The 3,095-nt window shown below is 68.7% G+C and carries 3 protein-coding genes and 1 pseudogene; 3 read left to right on the forward strand and 1 reads right to left on the reverse strand.

What is annotated here, in order from left to right; all coding sequences use genetic code 11:
- A pseudogene (locus RIM90_RS31205) lies at window positions 1–473 on the reverse strand (hypothetical protein); the annotation flags it as partial.
- A gap of 149 nt (window positions 474–622) precedes the next feature.
- Between RIM90_RS31205 and RIM90_RS31210 the strand changes: the two are divergent.
- The 3 genes from RIM90_RS31210 to RIM90_RS31220 all read left to right on the forward strand — a co-directional run bounded on the left by RIM90_RS31210 (window position 623) and on the right by RIM90_RS31220 (window position 2,728).
- Window positions 623–1,459, forward strand: a complete 837-nt coding sequence (locus RIM90_RS31210) for a helix-turn-helix domain-containing protein (RefSeq protein WP_309064098.1) — start codon at window positions 623–625, stop codon at window positions 1,457–1,459.
- Between the two features lie 82 nt (window positions 1,460–1,541).
- A complete protein-coding gene (locus RIM90_RS31215) occupies window positions 1,542–2,012 on the forward strand; it encodes a cupin domain-containing protein (protein WP_309064099.1) in 471 nt (156 codons plus the stop codon).
- The gene (locus RIM90_RS31220; protein WP_309064100.1) at window positions 2,009–2,728 is read left to right on the forward strand and encodes a GDSL-type esterase/lipase family protein; all 720 of its coding nucleotides are present in this window, start codon (window positions 2,009–2,011) and stop codon (window positions 2,726–2,728) included. The genes RIM90_RS31215 and RIM90_RS31220 overlap by 4 nt, the downstream gene beginning before the upstream one ends.
- Window positions 2,729–3,095: the final 367 nt, after the last annotated feature.

Genomic DNA, 3,095 nt, shown 5'->3' on the forward strand with positions numbered 1-3,095 from the left:
CAGGTGATGCGGGCACCGGCGCTGCCGAGGAAGCCGCCGACGAGGGAGAGCAGCCCGGTCAGCTGCCAGAAGGCGTAGAGAGCGCCGGGGGCGACGGCCAGGTGGGCGGCCTGGTCGGCGAGGAACATCCGAATCGGGTGGTCGACCGTGCCCCACAGTCCGCTGCGGTCACCGCTGCCGGTGTCCGGGACGGCGGAGAGGCCCTTGAGCGCGGCGGAGGTGATGTCGCCGGCGGCGTCCAGCATCAACACGATGAGGCTGAGTCCACCGAACAGCGCTGCCGTCTTGATCCAGTTGGCGAGTCCGTGCCGGCTGGCGTGCCGGGCCTGGAAGATCTCCTCCCACCGCGAAGTCGACGGGTTCGCGGATTCTCGGGGTGGAGTCGCGGGGAACCGGAGGGGGACGTGGCGCCCGCTGGCGGAGTAGCCGACGGGTTCGGCCTTGGGGAACATCGGTATGATCTTGCCCGGCATGTCTAGGCCCTGTTCTCGTATAGCTACGGCCAACGGACATGCGCTGTGTGACGGGGTGCCGGTAAGAACCGCGACACCAGCCGCAAACGGCGGTGATCAGTCGTTGGATGGTGATCTTCCTGGGCTGGGCGGCTCGTACACTGACGAAAATGGAGGACCACACGGCCACCGGGATCGGTGCACGTCCGGCGCCCGTCTTGCGGCAGTACGTCGACTCGTATGTCGGCTTCGACCTCCGCGGGCTCCCGGCGGGGGTGCACTGCGGCCCGCCGAGCCGCGCGCTCACTGCGGTGATCAGCCTGTCAGATCCTTTGGAGGTGGCGGCGGGCGTTGACGACGGGTCGCCGGTCACCCGATTCGGCAGCGTGGCCGGCGGTCTGATGTGCCGGTCCGTCGCGATTCACCACGACGGACGCCAGCAAGGTGTTCAGGTATCGCTGACACCGCTCGGGGCCCGGGCCATCTACGGCATGCCCGCCGCCGAGCTCGCCCACCGACTGGTCCCACTTGACGAGCTTCTCGGAGCGCTTGCCGTCGAGCTGGTCGACCGGCTCCGATCTGCGACAACATGGGCGGCGCGGTTCACCGCGCTGGACGAATTGCTCCTCCGAGCTGTCGGCCGTGGCGCCTGCGGCGACCATGTGCGCTGGGTGCGCCCCGAGGTAGCCGAGGCATGGCGCCGCCTCGTCGCCGCGCGGGGTTGCGTCCAGGTTGGTGCCGTCGCCGCGGAACTCGGCTGGAGCCGTCGGTACCTCACCGAGCGGTTTCGCGGTGAGGTGGGCCTGTCGCCGAAGACCTTCGCCCGAGTCTTGCGCTTCGAGCACGCGCACGAACTGGCGGCGGCGCAGGACCCGCTCCCGTGGAGCGATGTGGCAACCGTCTCCGGCTACGCCGACCAGGCCCATCTCGTTCGGGACTGGCGCGAGTTCACGGGCCGATCGCCGACGGCCTGGCGTCGCAGCGAAGTCCTCCTCGGAGCCGGGTAGCCGCCAACCGTCCGCCCGTCGCGGCGGCTTCTCTTCCCTTTTCTTCAAGACCGCCCGATCGCTGCCGTGGACGATCGTCGGCATGAGACTCGTCAACCACGAACGCAATGCCATGGACCTGCGGACCACCCCCGTGCACCTCGGACTGGGATCGAGAGCGAAACCCGTCAAGGGCTTCACCTGGGACCCGGAGGTGCTCCAGGCCTACAGCGCCGCGGTCGCGGCAGACGGCGCCGAGGGCCGGATGGTGATGATCTTCGACGGCGACGGGCTCGGCGACCATTGGGAGAGCCACCCGGCAGGCGACGAACTGGTCGTTTGCCTCAGCGGGTCCGTGACGGTCACCCGCGACGTGGACGGGGTCCCCGACCGCGTTCTGCTCGGGCCGGGCGAGGCCACCATCAACCCGGCCGGGGTATGGCACGTGGTCGACATGGAGGGGCCGACGTCCATCCTGGCCATCACTGCGACCCTCGGCACCGACCACCGTCCTCGGACCGACACCCGCCCGACCGAACGCGTCGGCACGCCCAGCCCGGAGGAAGCGCCGTGACGACACGCATCGCGTGCCTCGGCGACAGCCTCACCCGCGCGCAGTTCAGCGTCGACTACCTGGATCTTCTCGGACGACGCCACCCTCCCGGTGACGTGCAGCTTGCCCGTTTCGGCGCCAACGGCGACTTCGCCTACAACCTCTTGCAGCGCCTCGATGCCGTCGTCACGAACCCACCCGATGTGATCACCGTGTTGATCGGGACCAACGACGCCCGAGCGAGCCTTGCCGGCTACCCCGTCGAGCAGGCCATGAAGCGCAAACAGCTCCCCGATCGCCCGTCGGCCGGCTGGTTCCAACAGTGCCTGGGAGCCGTCGTCGCACGGCTGCGAGCGGAGACCGACGCGACGATCGGTCTGCTGTCGCTACCGGTACTCGGCCAACAACTCGACGGAGCAGCGGCACAGGCATCGCAGGCGTACAGCCGGATGATCGCCGAGGTCGCCGCCACCAACGAGGTGGCCTACCTTCCGCTCCACGAACGCCAGATCGAGGAACTGCGCCAAGCGGACCCGCCGCCGATTTCATACCGGGAGGTGACGCCCGCAGCGGCCGTCGGCGTCCTCGTCCAGCACGCAGTGCTGCGCCGCAGCCTCGACACGATCTCGCGGCGGCGAGGTCTCGTGCTCACGACCGACCACATCCACCAGAACAGCCGCGGCGCCACCCTAATCGCTGAGGTCATCGACGCCGGTCTGCTGCCCCAGAGCGCGTAGCTGGTTCCGGCGCCCGGCCAGTCGGATGCCATCTACCGCGCGGAGGTGGCATCCGAACCAGGCGGTCAACGGCTACGCCACGCATCAAGATCAACTCATCGCCCCTTTGGTGCGTATCTTGGCTGTACCACGGGTTCGGGACTGCCGATTAGGCTTGGGTGGGCTCTGGCCCGAATCGGTGGGGGTGGGCTACTCTGACGTACTTCAGTGCGGTCGTGTCGGAGATCCCGAAGACGCGCATCGGTGCTGTCACGTTGTTGAGTGTGTGAGTGCCTGATGGTGTGTCGGGTGTGGTGGGGCCGGGTTCCTGCTCCGTGCTCACGCTGCGGTGGGCAGGCCGGTGGCGCCGGTGACCTGGTCCCAGATG

The organism is Streptomyces sp., from assembly GCF_031181555.1.
Lineage (GTDB): Bacteria > Actinomycetota > Actinomycetes > Streptomycetales > Streptomycetaceae > Streptomyces > Streptomyces fimbriatus.